The following is a 16,375-nucleotide window of genomic DNA, read 5'->3' as shown; positions in this document are numbered from 1 at the left end:
TGCTGATCCGCATTCTGACGCGAAATGAAGCATTCCGGTTTTTTATTGTCTAGACATAATTTCCGCGATGCAGCGGAATGCATCCGGCAAGCGCGGCCGGCCGTTCTTGATGCTCTCAGGCCGGCTCCTGCGAAACAAGATCGAGAAAGCTCCGGACCATGGCGACGCGCTCGCGGGCGGCGAGGCAGGCCACGTATTCCGCGACATCGAGGGGCACATCCGCAATCGCGATGGCGCGAAAACTGTCGCCCGGGGGCATTTCGCTCTCGAACACGATGCCGAGACCGAAGCCGGCCGCCACGGCCTCGCGCACGCTCTCGCGACCCTCGACCTCGATCAGCATGCCAGGCGTGATGCCGCGCTCGGCCAGCGCGGTCTCGAACACTTCGCGTGTCACCGAGCCGCGTTCGCGGATCACCAGATCCTCGCCCGCCAGCGCCAGGAGCGGCACCGTTCCCATGTTCGCCAGCCGATGCCCCGTCGGCGCAAAGAGCACCACGCGGTCGCGCCGCAGGAGCCGGATCGCGAAACGCGGATCGGAACTCGGGCGCGCGGTGATCGCGATATCGGCACGGTATTCCAGGAGGTCATCGAGCACCGTGGAAGAGTTGCCGATCCTCAGGCTGAAGGTGAGGCCGGGTGCCCGATCGCGCATCCGCGCCAGCAGCGGCATCGCGTGGGTCGCACTGTCCGCCGCGAGCCTCAGATGGCCCTGCCTTACCGCGCGCACGCCTTCGAGCAGAGCCTTCGCCTCGTCCTCCGCTGCAAAGAGGCGCGTGGTGATGTCGAGCAGTTTCTGCCCCAAAGGCGTCAAGGCCACGCCGCGCCCCTTGCGGTCGAAAAGCGCAGCGTCGTGCCTTTCTTCCAGCAGCCTCACCTGGCTCGAGAGGGTCGGCTGACTGATGCCGGCCGCCTCCGCAGCGCGGGTGAAACTGCCCGCGCGTGCCACGGCATGAAAGGCCCTGAACCCGGTGATCGACATGACGCACCTTTCGCTCAACAGCATATCGAGAAAATCTATAGCCGTCATCCAAAACACATATTGGACGAATAGGAGAGCGCTCGGCTAGCATGAATCGAAATGCTTGCCCGGAGCCTTCCATGCCGTCTTCCCACCTGAACCGCGCCGCCTCCGAAACCGGCGATCCTCTGCTGCTTACCCCCGGCCCGTTGACCACTGCGAAAAGCGTGAAGGAGGTAATGGTTCATGATTGGGGAAGCCGCGATGCGACCTTCCTCAAGGTCAACCGCGAGGTTCTCGAGCGACTGCCGGAGATCGTGAACGGCACGAGGAATTTCGTCACGGTGCCGGTGCAGGGCTCGGGTACCTTCGCCGTGGAGGCGATGCTCACGAGCCTCGTGCCGCCGAAGGGCCGCGTGCTCGTGCTGATCAATGGCGCCTATGGGCATCGCGCCAAGCGCATCCTCGACATCGCGAAGCGGAAATCGGTGGTCTACGAGACGCCGGAAGATACCCCGCCGGACCTCAAGAAGATCGAGGGCATCCTCAAGCGCTCAAAGAGCATCACCCACATCTTCACGGTGCATTGCGAGACGACGAGCGGCATCCTGAACCCGGTCCATGAGATCGGCGCGCTGGCGAAGAAGTATGGCAAGACCTACCTCATCGATTCCATGAGCGCTTTCGGCGCCTTGCCGCTCGATGCGGAAAAGGCCCATGCGGATGCGATTGCGGCGTCCTCCAACAAGTGCATCGAGGGCGTGCCGGGCCTCGGCTTCGTGCTCTGCCGGAAGTCGACCCTCGCGGTGGCCAAGGGCAATGCCACGACCCTCGTGCTCGACCTTCATGATCAGGCCGCGAATTTCGAGAAGACCGGCCAGTATCGCTTCACGCCGCCGATCCATGTGATTGTTTCCTTCCATCAGGCGCTGATGGAATTCTTCGCGGAAGGCGGCCAGCCGGGACGCGGCGGACGCTATTCCCGCAATGGCAAGGTGCTGATCGACGGCATGCGCAAGCTTGGCTTCCGCACGCTGCTGCCCGATTCGCTTCAGGCGCCGATCATCATCACCTTCCACATGCCCAAAGACCCGAAATTCGTGTTCCAGACCTTCTACGACGCGCTGAAGGACCGGGGCTACGTGATCTATCCGGGCAAGCTGACGGTGGCGGATTCCTTCCGCATCGGCTGCATTGGCCGGCTCTACGAGAAGGATATGGAAGGCGCGGTTTCCGCCGTGCGCGATGTGCTCGCCGAGATGGGCGTGCCGGTTCCGGTGAAGTGAGGGGATGATGGCAGCAGCTTCCGTCAATGGCCGCGACTATGCCGCTCCGAAAAATCCCACGGTCGTCATCTGCATCGATGGCTCCGAGCCGGGCTATATCGAGAAGGCGATCGAGGCCGGCGTCGCCCCGAACTTCGCGCGGATGATGCGCGAGGGTTCGAGCATGATCGCCGAATGCGTGATCCCCTCGTTCACGAACCCCAACAATCTCTCGATCATCACGGGCCGCCCTCCGGAAGTGCATGGCATCGCGGGCAATTTCTTCTACGATCCCGCGACCGGCAGCGAAGTGATGATGAATGATCCATCCTTCCTGCGGGTGCCGACGATTCTTGCCGGCTTGCAGCAGGCCGGCTTCAAGGTCGCGATGGTGACGGCGAAGGACAAGCTGCGGCTCCTGCTCTCGAAAGGGCTCGATTATTCGACAGGAACGGCCATCGCGTTCTCCTCGGAAAAGGCCGACAAGGCCAACAAGGGCGAGAACGGCATCGAGAAGGTCTGTGATTTCGTTGGCATGGGCGTGCCGGATGTCTATTCGGCGAGCCTTTCGGAGTTTGTCTTCGCGGCGGGCGTGAAGCTGGCCGAGACCTTCAAGCCCGACCTCATGTATCTCTCGACGACCGACTACATCCAGCACAAGGCAGCCCCAGGCACGAAAATCGCCAATGATTTCTATGCGATGATCGATCGTTATCTTGGCCGGTTCGACGCTCTGGGATGGACGATCCTCGCGACCGCCGATCACGGCATGAATGACAAGCACCTCGCGGATAAATCGCCCAGCGTGGTCTATCTCGAGCCGCTGTTCGAAAGCTGGCTGGGCAAGGGCAGGGCGCGTGTCATCCTGCCGATCACCGATCCTTATGTGGTCCATCACGGCGCGTTGGGCTCGTTCGCGACGGTCTATCTCCCGGAAGGCGCGGATCGCGCGGCGCTGATCGCCCGGCTGAAGCTCATTTCGGGCGTGCAGGTGGCCATGACGCGTGAGGCGGCTTGCGCCGAGTTCGAATTGCCGCCCGATCGCCTCGGCGATCTCGTGGTGATCTCGACACGCCATGTCACGCTCGGCACGGCGCCGGAGAAGCACGATCTTTCGGGCCTGACCGAGCCGTTGCGCAGCCATGGCGGCCTGACCGAGCAGCGAGTCCCGATGATCTCGAACCGGAGGCTCAAGATTCCTGCAGGGCATCGCCTGCGTACTTTTGATGCCTTCTGGGTGGCACTCAACTGCGTGGAGGCCTGAGACATGCCGATCCTGCCGAAACTGCCGGCGCGCAAGGAAGCGATGCGCATCGCGGGCAAACTTGTCTCCACCGATGACGTGATCGAGGTGAAGAACCCCTATGACGGCTCGCTCGTCGGCAGCGTGCCGATGGCGCGGCCCGAGCATGTGCGCGAGGCCTTCCGGAAGGCGAGGGATTTCAAGCCGAAGCTCTCGCGCTATGAGCGCCAGCAGATCCTGCAGAAGACCGCGCAGTTAATGGCCAACCGTCGGGAGGAATTCGCACGCCTCATCTCGGCGGAATCGGGCCTGTGCTGGAAGGATGCGATCTACGAATCCACCCGCGCCTATGATGTCTGGTCCTTCGCGGGCCAGCTCGCCATCAAGGATGATGGCGAGCAATTCTCCTGCGACATCTCCCCCAACGGCAAGGCGCGGAAGATTTTCACCACCCGCGTGCCGCTGCTGGGCGTGATTTCGGCCATCACGCCGTTCAACCATCCGCTGAACATGGTCAGCCACAAGCTCGCCCCGGCGATCGCCACCAATAATCGCCTCGTGCTGAAGCCGACCGAACTCACCCCGCTTACGGCGCTGGCGCTGGCGGATGTGCTCTATGAGGCCGGCCTGCCGCCGGAAATGCTCTCGGTCGTCACCGGCAATCCGCGCACGATGGGCGACGCGATGATCACCGATCCGGCGGCGGATCTCATCACCTTCACCGGTTCGGTGCGCGTCGGCAAATACATCGCGGAGAAGGCGGGCTATCGGCGCATCGTGCTCGAACTTGGTGGAAATGATCCGCTGATCATCATGGAGGATGCCGACCTCGACAAGGCCGCAGAGCTGGCGGTGCAGGGTGCCACGAAGAATTCCGGCCAGCGCTGCACGGCCGTGAAGCGCATTCTCTGTGTGGAAAGCGTCGCCGATGAATTCGTGAAACGCGTCGTCGAGAAGGCATCGAGGTTGAAATGCGGCAACCCCGCCGATACCGAGGTCGATCTCGGCACGGTGATCAACGAGGGAGCTGCGAAACTCTTCGAAGCGCGGGTGAAGGATGCCGAAAGCCAGGGTGCGGAGGTGCTCTATGGCCACCCGCGCGAGGGCGCGCTGTTTCCCCCGACCGTGGTGGACAAGGTGCCCTTCATGGCCGAACTCGTGCACGAGGAGACCTTCGGCCCGGTCATCCCGATCATCCGCGTGCCGGACAACATGGATGAGATCATCCGCATCTCGAATTCCACAGCCTATGGCCTGTCTTCCGGCCTGTGCACGAACCGCATCGATTACATCCAGCGCTTCATCGCGGAACTTGATGTCGGCACGGTCAATGTCTGGGAAGTGCCGGGCTATCGCATCGAGATGAGCCCGTTCGGCGGCATCAAGGATTCCGGCCTCGGCTACAAGGAAGGCGTGTGGGAAGCCATGAAGAGCTTCACCAATGTCCGCACCTGGTCGATGCCCTGGAGCGCATGAGAAGCCTGAATAACCAGGCGCAGATACCGTTTCGGCTTGTCATGGAACGGTCTTTGCGCTGCAATGAATAACGGAGCCCGAGGAGCGGGGAGCGCTCTTCAAGAGGACAGGGAGAATACAATGAAACAGGGTTGGCTGGCCGGCGTGGCGATGGGCCTCGTTCTGGCCATGGGATGGAGCAGCGCGGCAGACGCGCAGGGCCGCACCCGTGTGACGGTTTATACGGCGTTGGAGAACGACCAGCTCCAGCCATTCAAGCAGGCGATCGAGGCCGATGTGCCGGATGTGGAAATTTCCTGGGTGCGTGACTCGACCGGCGTGATCACCTCGCGCTTCCTCGCCGAGAAGGACAATCCCCGCGCCGATATCGTGCTGGGTCTTGCCGCCACTTCGCTGCTGCTCTTCGAGAAGATGAACCTTCTCGAGGAATACAAGCCTGCCGGTGCCGATGCGCTGAAGGCGTCCTATCGCGACAATTCCGGCCCCTATACCTGGACCGGCATGGATGCCTTTCTCGCGGTCGTCTGCTTCAACACGGCGGAAGCCGCGAAGGAAAAGGTCGCAGCGCCGACGTCGTGGATGGATCTCACCAAGCCCGAGTTCAAGGGCAAGATCGTGATGCCGCACCCGGCCTCCTCCGGCACGGGCTATCTCAAGGTCGCGGCATGGTTGCAGATCATGGGTGAGCAGGCCGGTTGGGCCTTCATGGACAAGCTGCACGAGAACATCGCCGTCTACACCCATTCGGGTTCGGCACCTTGCGTGCAGGCTGCCAAGGGCGAGCGCATGGTGGGCATCGGCTTCGACATGCGCGGTGCCCGCGAGAAGACGCAGGGCGCACCGATCGACCTCATCCTGCCGAAGGAGGGCGCGGGCTGGGACATGGAAGCCACGGCGATCGTGAAGGGCACCAAAAACCTCGCCGCCGCGAAGAAGGTGGCGGATTGGGTGGCCACGAGGAAGGCCAACGAGCTCTATGGCAAGTATTATGCCCTCGTCGCCCATCCCGATGTGAAGAGCGCCCCGCCGAACTACCCGGCCGATGCCGAGGCCAAGATGGCGAAGAACGACTTCACCTGGATGGCCGAGAACCGCGAGCGCATCCTCGCGGAATGGACCAGGCGCTACGACAGCAAGGCAGCGCCGCGCTAAGCGAAACGGAAAAGGGCCGGCATGCCTCCTGCATGCCGGTCATTCCAGTTCTCGCGCCTCCGGGGGGCTCATGCCGAACCATGCCGCAATGACATCCGAGGCGCCCCGCGCGCCCGAACGGTCTTTCCTGTCCATCCGCAGCCTCACGAAGAGTTTCGGACAATTCCAGGCCTTGAAGTCCATCGATCTCGAGATCAGGGAGGGGGAGTTCGTCTGCTTTCTCGGCCCTTCGGGCTGCGGAAAAACCACGCTCCTGCGGGCCATTGCGGGCCTCGACCGGCAATCGAGCGGCAATATCAGCTTGCGCGGGAAGGATGTCTCGAACGCGCCGCCCTCGGCGCGCGATTTCGGCATCGTGTTCCAGTCCTATGCCCTTTTCCCCAACCTCACGGTTTCGGATAACGTGGGCTATGGCCTCGTGAACCAGAAGAAGCCGCGCGAGGTGATCGCCGCGCGCATCTCCGAACTGCTGGCGCTTGTGGGCCTGCCCGATCAGGCCACGAAATATCCCGCGCAACTCTCGGGCGGCCAGCAGCAGCGTGTGGCGCTTGCCCGTGCGCTTGCGACCTCGCCCGGTCTGCTGCTGCTTGATGAACCGCTTTCCGCGCTGGATGCGCGCGTGCGCCTGCGCCTTCGCGAGGAAATCCGCGCGCTCCAGCGCCGTCTCGGTGTCACCACCATCATGGTCACGCATGATCAGGAGGAGGCGCTCTCCATGGCCGAGCGCATCGTGGTGATGAATCACGGCGTGATCGAGCAGGTCGGCACCCCGGAGGAGGTGTATGCCCGGCCGAAAACCGCCTTCGTCGCGGATTTCGTAGGCCGGATGACCTTCCTCTCCGGCGTGAGGGAGGGGCAGGCCCTCGTGCGCGTCGGCGATCAGGCCCTGCGCGTCGCCGATTCGCCGGGCTTCGCTCCAGGAGAGAAGGTGGAAATCGGCCTCAGGCCCGAGGCCGTGCGTTTCACGGAAAGCGCTGCCGGGGAGAACCGGCTGGCGATGCGCATCACCGATCTTGAATATCTCGGTTCCTTCGTGCGCGCGAAGCTGCAAGGCGAGGGTGCCTCGCCGCTCATCCTGCTCGCGGATCTGCCTTTCAACGTGATGCAGGATCGCGCCTATGAGCCGGGGCAGGCGGTGATCGCCGAATTGCCGGCCAGCGCCCTTCGCATCTTTCCTGCCCGGCCATTCTTTCCTGCCCGGCCATGAGCGCGAATTCCGCCTTTCACACGCGGGATCGCGAGGCGTGGGTCGCAACAGCGTTGCTCGCTGGTCTGGCCTTCGTGCTGGTGCTGCTGATTGCGGTGCCGCTATGGTCGCTGCTGTCGAAATCCGTGCAGAACAGCAACGGGCAATTTGTCGGCCTTGCCAATTTCGCGCGCTACGTCGCCACGCCCGCGCTTGTGGTCTCCTTGTGGAACTCCATCTGGGTCTCGGGTCTCGTCGCGCTGATCGTGGTGCCGCTGGCCTTCCTCTATGCCTATGCGCTCACGCGCAGCCGCATGCCCGGGCGCGGGCTTTTCATGGCCGTGGCGATGACGCCGTTATTTGCGCCCTCGCTCCTTTCGGCTATCTCGCTCATCTACATCTTCGGCAATCAGGGCTTTCTGAAGGGCTGGCTCTTCGGCGCCAGCATCTACGGCCCGGTGGGAATCGTGCTGGCGGAGGCGGTCTATTGCTTCCCTCACGCGCTGATGATCCTCGTGACAGCCCTGCGCCTCGCCGATGGACGCCTCTATGAGGTGGCGGAAGCGTTGGACACCTCGAAATCCCGCGTGTTCTTCACGGTCACGCTGCCTGGGGCGCGCTATGGCCTGATCAGTGCGATTTTCGTGGTGTTCACGCTGGTCATCACCGATTTCGGCATCCCCAAGGTGATCGGCGGGCAGTTCAACGTGCTGGCGACAGACGCCTACAAGCAGATCGTGGGCCAGCAGAATTTCCAGATGGGCGCGGTGGTGGGCCTTATCCTTCTCCTGCCCGCGATCTTCGCCTTCCTCGTGGACCGGCAGGTGCAGAAGAAGCAGGTGGCCTTGCTCTCGGCGCGCGCCGTGCCCCATGAGCCGAAGGCCAATGCCAGGCGCGACTTCATCCTGCTCGCCTTCTGCCTTGTGATCGGCGGGTTGCTGATCGGAATGCTCGGCACGGCGATCTGGGCGAGCTTCATCCGCTACTGGCCCTACAATCTCACCTTCACGCTGAACAACTACAACTTCGCCAATTTCGATCCGCAGGGCTGGGGCGCCTATCTCACCTCGCTGAAGATGGCGGGCCTCACCGCGATTTTCGGCACGGCGATCGTGTTCACCGGCGCCTATCTGGTGGAAAAGACCAAACCCGCGCCAGCGCTTCGCGGCTTCGTGCATTTCCTGGCGATGCTGCCCATGGCCGTGCCAGGGCTGGTGCTGGGCCTTGGCTATGTGTTCTTCGTGAATGCTCCCTGGAACCCGCTGAACATCTTCTATGGCACGCTGACGGTGCTTGTGGCCAACACGGTCGCGCATTTCTATACGGTTGCGCATATCACCGCCGTGACCCAGCTGAAGCAGATCGACGCCGAATTCGAGAGCGTTTCCGCCTCGCTGAAGGTGCCTTTCTGGATGACCTTCCGCCGCGTGACTTTGCCCATTTCGACGCCTGCGGTGCTTGATATCGCTGTTTATCTCTTCGTGAACGCGCTGACGACCGTCTCCGCCGTGATCTTCCTCTATGGCCCGACAACCAAGCTCGCTTCCATCGCCATCGTCCATATGGACGAGATGGGTGCCGTGGCTGCCGCCGCCGCGATGGCCACCTGCATCGTGTTCACGGCCATGGCGGTGAAGCTGCTGCATCTCGCGCTCGATCGGCTGGTCTTCGCGCGCTACCAGGCATGGCGGAAGCGATGAGCGTCGGGCAATCCGAGAGCGATACCAACCTCACTTCGCGTCGGGCGCGCTGGCAGGCCGCGCGTCTCGATGCGGAAACGCAGATGATTCTCGCCAAGGATACGCGCCATTTCCTGCGCCAATCCGTCTCCACCCCTTGCCTCAACGTCATCGGACGTGCCGAGGGCATCCATATCTGGGATGGGCAGGGGCGGCGTTACATGGATTTCCATGGCAACAATGTCCACCATATCGGCTATGGCCATCCCCGCGTGAAGGCGGCGATCATGCGGGCGATGGATGAACTGCCCTTCGCGCCGCGCCGCTACACCTGCGAGCGCTCCATCCAGCTTGCGGAAAAGCTCGGGAGGATCGCGCCGGGCCGGCTCTCGAAATGTCTCTTCACCACCGGTGGGTCGGATGCGGTGGAGGTGGCCGTTCGGCTCGCGCGCGCCGCGACCGGGCGGTTCAAGACATTGTCCTTCTGGGATGCCTTCCATGGTGCCGGAACAGGCGCCTCCGCACTCTCCGGCGAAATGCTGTTTCGCTCCGGCCCCGCCGCGCCGATGGTCGCGGGGGCAGAGCATGTCGCGCCCTTCGCATGCTACCGTTGCGCCTATGGCTACAAGACAGACGCAAATGGCAAGCCGCCGCTCGAACTCTGCAACACGGCCTGCGCGCGGATGGTGGATTACGTGCTCGCGCGCGAGGGCGATGTGGCCTGCGTGGTGGCTGAGCCCGCTCGCGCCGTGCCCTATATTCCGCCGCCCGGTTTCTGGAAAATCGTGCGCGAGGCCTGCCACAGACGCGGCGCGCTGCTCATCTTCGATGAAATCCCCACCGGCCTTGGCAAGACCGGCCGAATGTTCGCCTCCGAACATGATGGCGTGGAGCCGGATATCCTCGTGATGGGCAAGGCGCTGGGCGGGGGCATCCTGCCCATTGCTGCGGTGATCGCGCGCGAGAATCTCGATGTCGCGCAGGACTGGGCCTTCGGGCATTACACGCATGAGAAGAACCCCGTGACTGCCGCCGCCGCGCTCGAGACCATCGCGGTCATCGAGGAGGAGGGGCTTGTCGAGAATGCCGCACGCGTCGGTCACGTAGCTCTGGAGCGCATGGCTGCGATGAAGGCGAAGCACGAATGCATCGGCGATGTGCGCGGCCGCGGGCTTCTCCTCGGCCTCGAACTCGTGACGAATCGCGAGAGCCGGGAACCTGCGGGCGACCTCGCGGAAGCCGTGCTCTACCGCGCACTGGATGCGGGACTTTCGTTCAAGACAACCATGGGTAATGTCTTGACGCTCACGCCGCCGCTCACAATCACAGAAAGCCAGATGCTCGCAGCACTGGATGTTGTCGATGCCGCGCTGGGCGCTGAGCAGTCAACCTGAAGGTTTGCCGAATAAACGACCTCTGGTTGCGCTAGGCGAGCGAGGAAATTTCAGCCAAGTCCGTTGCCAGATCGTCGACTTTCGCGTAGGCCAAGCTGATCTGTTCGGAAACATTCAGATAAATATTTCCAATATCCTCGAATATCGCACCCAGTTTCAGTAAATCTTCCCGGTCTTTCGGTGGATACTCCAAATTGATAAAAAGGATTTCGAGCGACTGAGCCTGAATCAGGCCCGAGGTTGCCAGAATTTGAGCCAGTCCATTTTTTGGAGCTTCGTTTTTCATTTTCGGATTCTTAACTTCACGCTCTTTCCGGATTCGCCAAACATCCGAAAAATACTATTTGATGAGTGAGGCGGAAGTGCAAAAGTGATACAGGACCTGTGCGCAGGGAGCACAGCCATCATGAAGAATTCTGTTCCGCTGGATGAGATCAAGGCGTTTGTCGATGTTGCGGAGGCCGGCTCGTTCAACGGTGCCGCCGCCAGGCTGAATGTCGCCCACTCCTCGCTCAGCCGAAAAGTTAACTTTTTAGAACAATGGCTTGGTGAGCGGTTGTTCCAGCGCACGCCCAGCGGAGTGTTGCTCACGGCTGCTGGCGCGCGGCATCTCCAGCACTTCGGGAACGCGCTCGAACTCATCCGTGGTTCGATCGGCACGGCAAGCCGTTACGGCTCGCTCAGGCCTGTGCAAATCTCGGCCGTCCCCGGCGTTTGCCTGGCCCTGTTGCTGCCTCACCACACAGAGTTGTGCGAAAGCATTGACGGCCTCGCCATCCGTTACAATCTGGAGCGCCGGCTCACGGATTTCTCGGATGGCTCCGAACTGGCCGTTCGCTCTGGCGGTGGCTCCTGGCATGGCGCGAAATCCGCCCTGATTCTCGAAAGTTGGGTTCAGCCCTTTGCAAACCGGCGTTTGGCCACCATGCTTGGCCCGGATCCGGAACCGGCGCGCCTGCTGGATTATCCGCTCGTACATCTCGCGGTTGAAACCGCCTGGCGCAACTGGTTCAGCCGGCGGGGCGTGAACTATGCGCTCCGGGACATTGACCACGTTATCGGGGACGTTACGGTTTCCAATCATGCCGTCTATCATGGGCTGGGAATTGGTCTGCATCGCCGGGGGATTGACCCTGAGCCTGCACCCGACAAGGTCCGCTTCGTGGGACAAGCATCGATGGTTCCCGATTTCGGGTATTTTCTCGTTCGCCCGCTCGACAAGCCGCTAAGACCCATCGCGCAGCGCTATGCGCGTGGCCTGATGCAGCGCCTCGGTTGCACGACGGCGGAAATCGAGCGTTTCCTCGGCTGATCAATTCCCGGCAAATCGCGCGAAAGCCGCGGCCATCTTGGCGTAATTCTGCCGTTTGTACGGCATCACGCCGGCCACGGCTTCTTCCAGCATGGCCCAACGCCATTCGGAGAATTCCGGCGAAAAATCCGCGCCGGTCGCGGTGAGATCGATACCGTCCTCCGTGCCCGTGAACCGGAAGGCCGCCCAGCGCTGCTGCTGGCCGCGATAGGCTTCGAGCCGGTGGCCTGTGGGCGTATAGGGCTGGGGGAAATCATAGGCCCACCACTCATCCGTCACGGCCAGGAACTCGGCTTCGGTCACGCCGGTTTCCTCGGCGAGTTCGCGGCGAGCCGCGGCGATGATGTCCTCGGCGGGGTCAATGCCACCCTGAGGCATCTGCCATTCGCAACCGGGCAGCACATATTCCGGCCCGTCGGGGATGGACTTGCCGAGAAACACTTGTCCCCGCGCGTTGAACAGCGCAACGCCGACATTGAAGCGATAGGGCCGGGTTTCAACAGTCATTGCATGCGGATCATCACCAGACCGGCCAAGATGAGGCAAGCCGCGAGAATGCGGTTCCAGCGCAGGGGCTCCCCGAGGAACAGCACGGCGATGGCCGCTCCCCACAGCACGCTCGTCTCTCGCACCGCCGCAACGAGCGGGATGGGCGCCACCGTCATGGCCCAGATCGCGATGCCATAGGAGCCGCAGGACATCGCCCCGCCCGCGAAACCCTGCGGCATGTAGGCGAGCATGGGCCTCAGCCCCGCAAGGCCCTTCCACCACAAAGCGAAAGCGCCAAGGCACAGACCGTCGAGCAGGAAGAGCGCTGCCGTGTAGCCATGGGGATCGCCCGAGACGCGTGCACCGATGCCGTCGCTGATGGTGTAGAGCGTGATGGTGACAGCCGTGAGCCCGGCAAAGAGCAGCGCCTTGCGGTCCATGTGGGTCGCATCGCGGGCGCTGCGGAGCGACATCACGAAAATGCCGAAGGCGAGGAGCCCGATGCCGATGCCACCCGTGACCGTCACCGGCTCGTTGAAGACCCAGACGCCGACGAGCCCGGTCATCAGCGGCGCCGAACCGCGCGCAATGGGGTAGACCTGCCCCATATCCGCCCGGGCATAGGCGGCCGAAAGCGCCATGTAATAGCCGAGATGGATGATGGTGGAGGCCGCGAGCCAGGGCCAGGCCTCGGCCTTCGGAAAGCCGAACCAGAACACCGCCGGCAGCGCGAGAATGGTGCCGCAGGTGTGGATCAGCACCATCGCCACGAAGGGTTCGAGTTTCAGTTTCAGCATGGCGTTCCAGCCGGCATGCATGGCAGCGGCAGCGAGAACGATGAAGAAGACCGTGAGGGACAAGGCAGGCTCGAAGCGGCGGAATGTTCAGGAATGCGGATTGTGGGTCGCGATGGAAGGCAATCTCCGCTCTCGCATCAGGCTTTTGCCTGCCGCAAGCGCGACTGGCGGATTTCGCCTCTCGCTTCGAGGATGGGGTGAGCCACCGAAGTGATATGCGCGTTGATGCGCTTGAGGTCGCGCAGGATATCGAGATGCAGCGAGGAGGTCTCGATCGAGGCGGGCGTGCCCTCGCGCAGGCGCGCGAGGTGCCGCTCCGTCGCCACTTTCTCCAGCGCGCGGATATTGTCCTTCTCGGCCACGAGATCGCGCGCCATCGTGATGTCGCGCGTCATGAAGAGTGTCATCGCGAGTTTCATCTGCTTGACGATGCGCGCGTGGAATTCGGTCAGTTCCGCCCATCCGGCATCGGAGAATGCGAGACCGAAGCGTTGCTTCTTCGCCGCCAGTTCGAGCAGGTTCTTGCAGATGATGTCGCCGACATGCTCGAGGTTGGTGGTAAACAGGATGAGGTTCACCGCCTGCTTCTGGTCGGCCTCGTCGGTCACCACGCGGGTGAGGCGGGTGAGGTAGAGCTTGATCGCCTCCTGAAGCGAATCCACCTCGTCATCGAGTTTGTGGATGGCGTTGCGGCGCGTGTCGTCGATGTCCTGAAAGGTGAGGATCGTCTCGCGCAGCATGGTCTCCACGCGCTCGGCGAGCCGGATGACCTCGCGGGACGCGGCGCCCAAGGCAAGATGCGGGCTTTCGAGCAGGGAATCATCGAGATGCAGGGGCCGCGCCGCCGCTTGTCCCTCATCCGGCAGGTCGGGCAACTGGCGCAACAGCATCCGTGCCGCGAGATCGAGCAGTGGCAGGAAGAGGATTGCGAGGCCGATGTTGAAGATCGTGTGGCTCGCGGCAATCGCGCGTTCCGGCGCCAGCGGCAGGGCGGCCACCCCATCCTGCACCCACGGGAGGGCCAGCAGGCAGAGCAGCACCCCGGTGGCGCGGAAGACGATATTGCCGACGAGAATGCGCCGCGCAGCGCGCGGCTCGCGCCATCCCAGTCCCAGTGGAATGAGGCCCGCGCCGAGATTGGCGCCGAGCAGGAATGTCACGCCCAGCGAGAGCGGGATCAGCCCCGAACCGACGAGACTCACGATCAGCAGCACCATCGCCACCGAGGAATGCAAGAGCCATGTCAGCCCCGCGCCGATGATGATCGCCAGAACGGCCTCGTTCGCCAGGCGTGACATCACCAGCACAAGTGTCGGATCGGTGCGGAGCGAGGAGGAAGCCTGCACGATCATTCCCAGCGAGAGGATCATCAGCGCGAGGCCGATCACCACGCGGCCAACCTGCCGCAGGGTCGCGTTCGAGGAGAGCATGAAGGCGCCCACGCCGCCGACCAGCAGCACGGGCACGAAAGCCTTGAGGTCGAAGCTGAGCGCCTGAACCACGAAAGTCGAGCCGATATCCGCGCCGAGCGCCACCGCGAGCGCCGGCACGAGCGCGATCAGCCCGCGCCCCGCGAACGAGGTGAGCAGCAGCAGGGCCGCCGTGGAACTCTGCATGGCCAGCGCAACCAGGGCGCCGAGCCCGACAGCACGCACGCGGTTCTTCGTGGCCTGCATCAGCCAGCCGCGCAATTCCTCGCCGAAAGCGCGGGTCACACCCGTCTTCACGAGCCGCGTGGACCAGAGAAGCAGCGCGATCGCGCCCAGAAGGTTGAGGAGAATGGAACCGCCGCCCATCAGAGGCGATCCCGGCAGGCAAACCCGATGAGCATGGTGTCTCGACCTTTTTCACGCGCCTTTCCGGGCGCGGCTTGCCTCCCGCTGAATCGCAATCTTGTTATTCGCCGGCTAAAATATCAAGCGGCAAATCGGGTCTTCGGCATCCCTATCTCTTGCCGGCTTTTGGCGGTTGCCAAGCCCGTTCCGGCTGTCATGATTGCAACAAGAAGAGGCGCGCGCGAAATGCGCGCAGAGCAGGCGACGGGGAGCAGGCATGGCAGGGAATCTGACCTTCGAGGCGCTGAAGGTGGCCGTGAAGGCGGGCGAGATCGACACGGTTCTCGTCTGTTTCGCGGATATGCAGGGGCGGCTCATCGGCAAGCGCTTCCACGCGGAATTCTTCGTTCATGGCGGCCATGAGGAAACCCATGCCTGCGACTACCTTCTCGCCAACGACATCGATATGGAGCCGGTTCCCGGCTACAAGGCTTCGAGCTGGGAGAGGGGCTATGGCGATTTCGTGCTGAAGCCGGATCTCCCCACGCTTCGCCATGTGCCTTGGCTGGAAGGCACTGCCCTGGTGCTCTGTGATGTCGAGGATCACCATCATCATCATCTCTCGCATTCCCCGCGACAGATGCTGAAAAAGCAGCTCAGGCGGCTCGATCAGCGCGGCTACATGGCCCATTTCGCTTCAGAGCTGGAATTCTACCTCTTCGACGAGAGTTTCGAGGCCATCCGAGCCAAGCGCTACCATGAGCCGAAGACGGCGGGGCAATATATCGAGGATTACCATATCCTCCAGACCTCCAAGGAGGAGGAGGTGATGCGCGCGATCCGCCTGGGCCTCGCCGGCGCGGGTATCGCGGTCGAAAATTCCAAGGGCGAATGGGGACCGGGGCAGGAGGAAATCAATGTCCGCTATGCCGATGCCCTCTCGATGGCCGACAACCACACAATCCTGAAGAACGGCATCAAGGAGATCGCGTGGTCGAAGGGCAAGGCCGTCACCTTCATGTCGAAATGGCGCTATGATCTTGCGGGCTCATCCTCGCATATCCACATGTCGCTGTGGGACAAGGCGGGGAAGACGCCGCTTTTCCTCGACAAGAATGCCGAACACGGCATGTCCGCGCTGATGCGCTCCTTCGTGGCTGGGCAGATCAAATATGCCCGGGAGATCACCTGGTTCCTCGCGCCCTACATCAACTCCTACAAGCGCTTCATGGCCGGCACCTTCGCGCCGACCAAGACCGTCTGGAGCCGCGACAACCGCACGGCGGGTTTCCGCCTGTGCGGGGAGGGTACCAGGGCGATCCGCATCGAGTGCCGCATCGGCGGGGCGGATCTGAACCCCTATCTCGCTTTTACAGCGTTGATCGCGGCGGGGCTCGCGGGTATCGACGAGAAGCTCGAACTCGGCAAGCCGCATTCCGGCGATGCCTATGGCGGGCGAAAGCTGCCCGAAATCCCCAAGACTTTGCGTGAAGCCGCCGAGGCGCTAGCCCGTCTTATTCATGAGGGGCAATTTCCCGTCGGTTTGGGCGTTCCCAGCAACCGTTGGTCACGGTTTTCCGTTTCGTGTTTTTCACCGCTTCGGGGACTGGCGCTGGAACATGGGGGAACGCGCTGGAGGGATGGCC

Annotated in this window: 14 protein-coding genes; 9 read left to right on the top strand and 5 right to left on the bottom strand. The window is 62.7% G+C overall.

Annotated features, from left to right (window positions below):
* Positions 1–115: 115 nt before the first annotated feature.
* Complete coding sequence (locus tag ACKODO_RS00325) at positions 116–982, bottom strand: LysR substrate-binding domain-containing protein (RefSeq protein ID WP_408981464.1); 867 nt, start codon at positions 980–982, stop codon at positions 116–118.
* A gap of 119 nt (positions 983–1,101) precedes the next feature.
* Between ACKODO_RS00325 and ACKODO_RS00320 the strand changes: the two genes are divergently transcribed.
* The 7 genes from ACKODO_RS00320 to ACKODO_RS00290 all read left to right on the top strand — a co-directional run bounded on the left by ACKODO_RS00320 (position 1,102) and on the right by ACKODO_RS00290 (position 10,356).
* Positions 1,102–2,247, top strand: a complete 1,146-nt coding sequence (locus tag ACKODO_RS00320; RefSeq protein WP_408981463.1) for a 2-aminoethylphosphonate--pyruvate transaminase — start codon at positions 1,102–1,104, stop codon at positions 2,245–2,247.
* A 7-nt stretch (positions 2,248–2,254) separates the two neighbouring features.
* Positions 2,255–3,490 carry a phosphonoacetate hydrolase gene (gene phnA, locus ACKODO_RS00315; protein ID WP_408981462.1) on the top strand — a complete coding sequence of 412 codons (1,236 nt, stop codon included), beginning with the start codon at positions 2,255–2,257 and terminating at the stop codon, positions 3,488–3,490.
* 3 nt (positions 3,491–3,493) lie between these two features.
* Positions 3,494–4,945 carry a phosphonoacetaldehyde dehydrogenase gene (gene phnY, locus ACKODO_RS00310; protein ID WP_408981461.1) on the top strand — a complete coding sequence of 484 codons (1,452 nt, stop codon included), beginning with the start codon at positions 3,494–3,496 and terminating at the stop codon, positions 4,943–4,945.
* A gap of 120 nt (positions 4,946–5,065) precedes the next feature.
* On the top strand, positions 5,066–6,097 hold the full coding sequence (locus ACKODO_RS00305) for a putative 2-aminoethylphosphonate ABC transporter substrate-binding protein (protein WP_408981460.1): 1,032 nt from the start codon (positions 5,066–5,068) through the stop codon (positions 6,095–6,097).
* A 70-nt stretch (positions 6,098–6,167) separates the two neighbouring features.
* Positions 6,168–7,304 (top strand): putative 2-aminoethylphosphonate ABC transporter ATP-binding protein, encoded by a 1,137-nt coding sequence (locus ACKODO_RS00300; protein ID WP_408981459.1) that lies wholly within the window; start codon positions 6,168–6,170, stop codon positions 7,302–7,304.
* On the top strand, positions 7,301–8,983 hold the full coding sequence (locus ACKODO_RS00295) for a putative 2-aminoethylphosphonate ABC transporter permease subunit (protein ID WP_408981458.1): 1,683 nt from the start codon (positions 7,301–7,303) through the stop codon (positions 8,981–8,983). The genes ACKODO_RS00300 and ACKODO_RS00295 overlap by 4 nt, the downstream gene beginning before the upstream one ends.
* Positions 8,980–10,356 carry an aspartate aminotransferase family protein gene (locus ACKODO_RS00290; protein ID WP_408981457.1) on the top strand — a complete coding sequence of 459 codons (1,377 nt, stop codon included), beginning with the start codon at positions 8,980–8,982 and terminating at the stop codon, positions 10,354–10,356. The genes ACKODO_RS00295 and ACKODO_RS00290 overlap by 4 nt, the downstream gene beginning before the upstream one ends.
* 31 nt (positions 10,357–10,387) lie before the next feature.
* Here ACKODO_RS00290 and ACKODO_RS00285 read toward each other — a convergent pair whose 3' ends face one another.
* Positions 10,388–10,642: a hypothetical protein gene (locus ACKODO_RS00285; RefSeq protein WP_408981456.1), complete on the bottom strand. Its 255-nt coding sequence runs from the start codon at positions 10,640–10,642 to the stop codon at positions 10,388–10,390.
* Between the two features lie 120 nt (positions 10,643–10,762).
* On the opposite strand from ACKODO_RS00285, the gene ACKODO_RS00280 reads away from it, so the two are divergent.
* Positions 10,763–11,668: a LysR family transcriptional regulator gene (locus ACKODO_RS00280; protein WP_408981455.1), complete on the top strand. Its 906-nt coding sequence runs from the start codon at positions 10,763–10,765 to the stop codon at positions 11,666–11,668.
* On the opposite strand, the gene ACKODO_RS00275 is transcribed toward ACKODO_RS00280, so the two are convergent.
* The 3 genes from ACKODO_RS00275 to ACKODO_RS00265 form a co-directional block, all read right to left on the bottom strand.
* Positions 11,669–12,175, bottom strand: a complete 507-nt coding sequence (locus ACKODO_RS00275) for an RNA pyrophosphohydrolase (protein ID WP_408981454.1) — start codon at positions 12,173–12,175, stop codon at positions 11,669–11,671.
* Positions 12,172–13,017, bottom strand: a complete 846-nt coding sequence (locus tag ACKODO_RS00270) for an EamA family transporter (RefSeq protein WP_408981453.1) — start codon at positions 13,015–13,017, stop codon at positions 12,172–12,174. The genes ACKODO_RS00275 and ACKODO_RS00270 overlap by 4 nt, the downstream gene beginning before the upstream one ends.
* Positions 13,018–13,091: 74 nt before the next feature.
* Positions 13,092–14,750, bottom strand: a complete 1,659-nt coding sequence (locus ACKODO_RS00265; RefSeq protein WP_408981452.1) for a Na/Pi cotransporter family protein — start codon at positions 14,748–14,750, stop codon at positions 13,092–13,094.
* Between the two features lie 256 nt (positions 14,751–15,006).
* Between ACKODO_RS00265 and ACKODO_RS00260 the strand changes: the two genes are divergently transcribed.
* The coding region (locus tag ACKODO_RS00260) for a glutamine synthetase family protein (protein WP_408981451.1) at positions 15,007–16,375 on the top strand (1,369 nt) is incomplete at its 3' end.

Origin of the sequence: Rhabdaerophilum sp. (assembly GCF_046092605.1) — a bacterium.
In the GTDB taxonomy this organism is placed as follows: Bacteria; Pseudomonadota; Alphaproteobacteria; order Rhizobiales; family Beijerinckiaceae; genus Rhabdaerophilum.
This window is presented reverse-complemented; position numbering and strand designations above follow the sequence as displayed.

Coding starts and splice junctions, on each gene's coding strand:
- ACKODO_RS00275 (WP_408981454.1), bottom strand. CDS start 12,175: ATGACTGTTGAAACCCGGCCCTATCGCTTCAATGTCGGCGTTGCGCTG.
- ACKODO_RS00285 (WP_408981456.1), bottom strand. CDS start 10,642: ATGAAAAACGAAGCTCCAAAAAATGGACTGGCTCAAATTCTGGCAACC.
- ACKODO_RS00300 (WP_408981459.1), top strand. CDS start 6,168: ATGCCGAACCATGCCGCAATGACATCCGAGGCGCCCCGCGCGCCCGAA.
- ACKODO_RS00305 (WP_408981460.1), top strand. CDS start 5,066: ATGAAACAGGGTTGGCTGGCCGGCGTGGCGATGGGCCTCGTTCTGGCC.
- ACKODO_RS00290 (WP_408981457.1), top strand. CDS start 8,980: ATGAGCGTCGGGCAATCCGAGAGCGATACCAACCTCACTTCGCGTCGG.
- ACKODO_RS00280 (WP_408981455.1), top strand. CDS start 10,763: ATGAAGAATTCTGTTCCGCTGGATGAGATCAAGGCGTTTGTCGATGTT.
- ACKODO_RS00320 (WP_408981463.1), top strand. CDS start 1,102: ATGCCGTCTTCCCACCTGAACCGCGCCGCCTCCGAAACCGGCGATCCT.
- ACKODO_RS00325 (WP_408981464.1), bottom strand. CDS start 982: ATGTCGATCACCGGGTTCAGGGCCTTTCATGCCGTGGCACGCGCGGGC.
- phnY (WP_408981461.1), top strand. CDS start 3,494: ATGCCGATCCTGCCGAAACTGCCGGCGCGCAAGGAAGCGATGCGCATC.
- phnA (WP_408981462.1), top strand. CDS start 2,255: ATGGCAGCAGCTTCCGTCAATGGCCGCGACTATGCCGCTCCGAAAAAT.
- ACKODO_RS00295 (WP_408981458.1), top strand. CDS start 7,301: ATGAGCGCGAATTCCGCCTTTCACACGCGGGATCGCGAGGCGTGGGTC.
- ACKODO_RS00265 (WP_408981452.1), bottom strand. CDS start 14,750: ATGGGCGGCGGTTCCATTCTCCTCAACCTTCTGGGCGCGATCGCGCTG.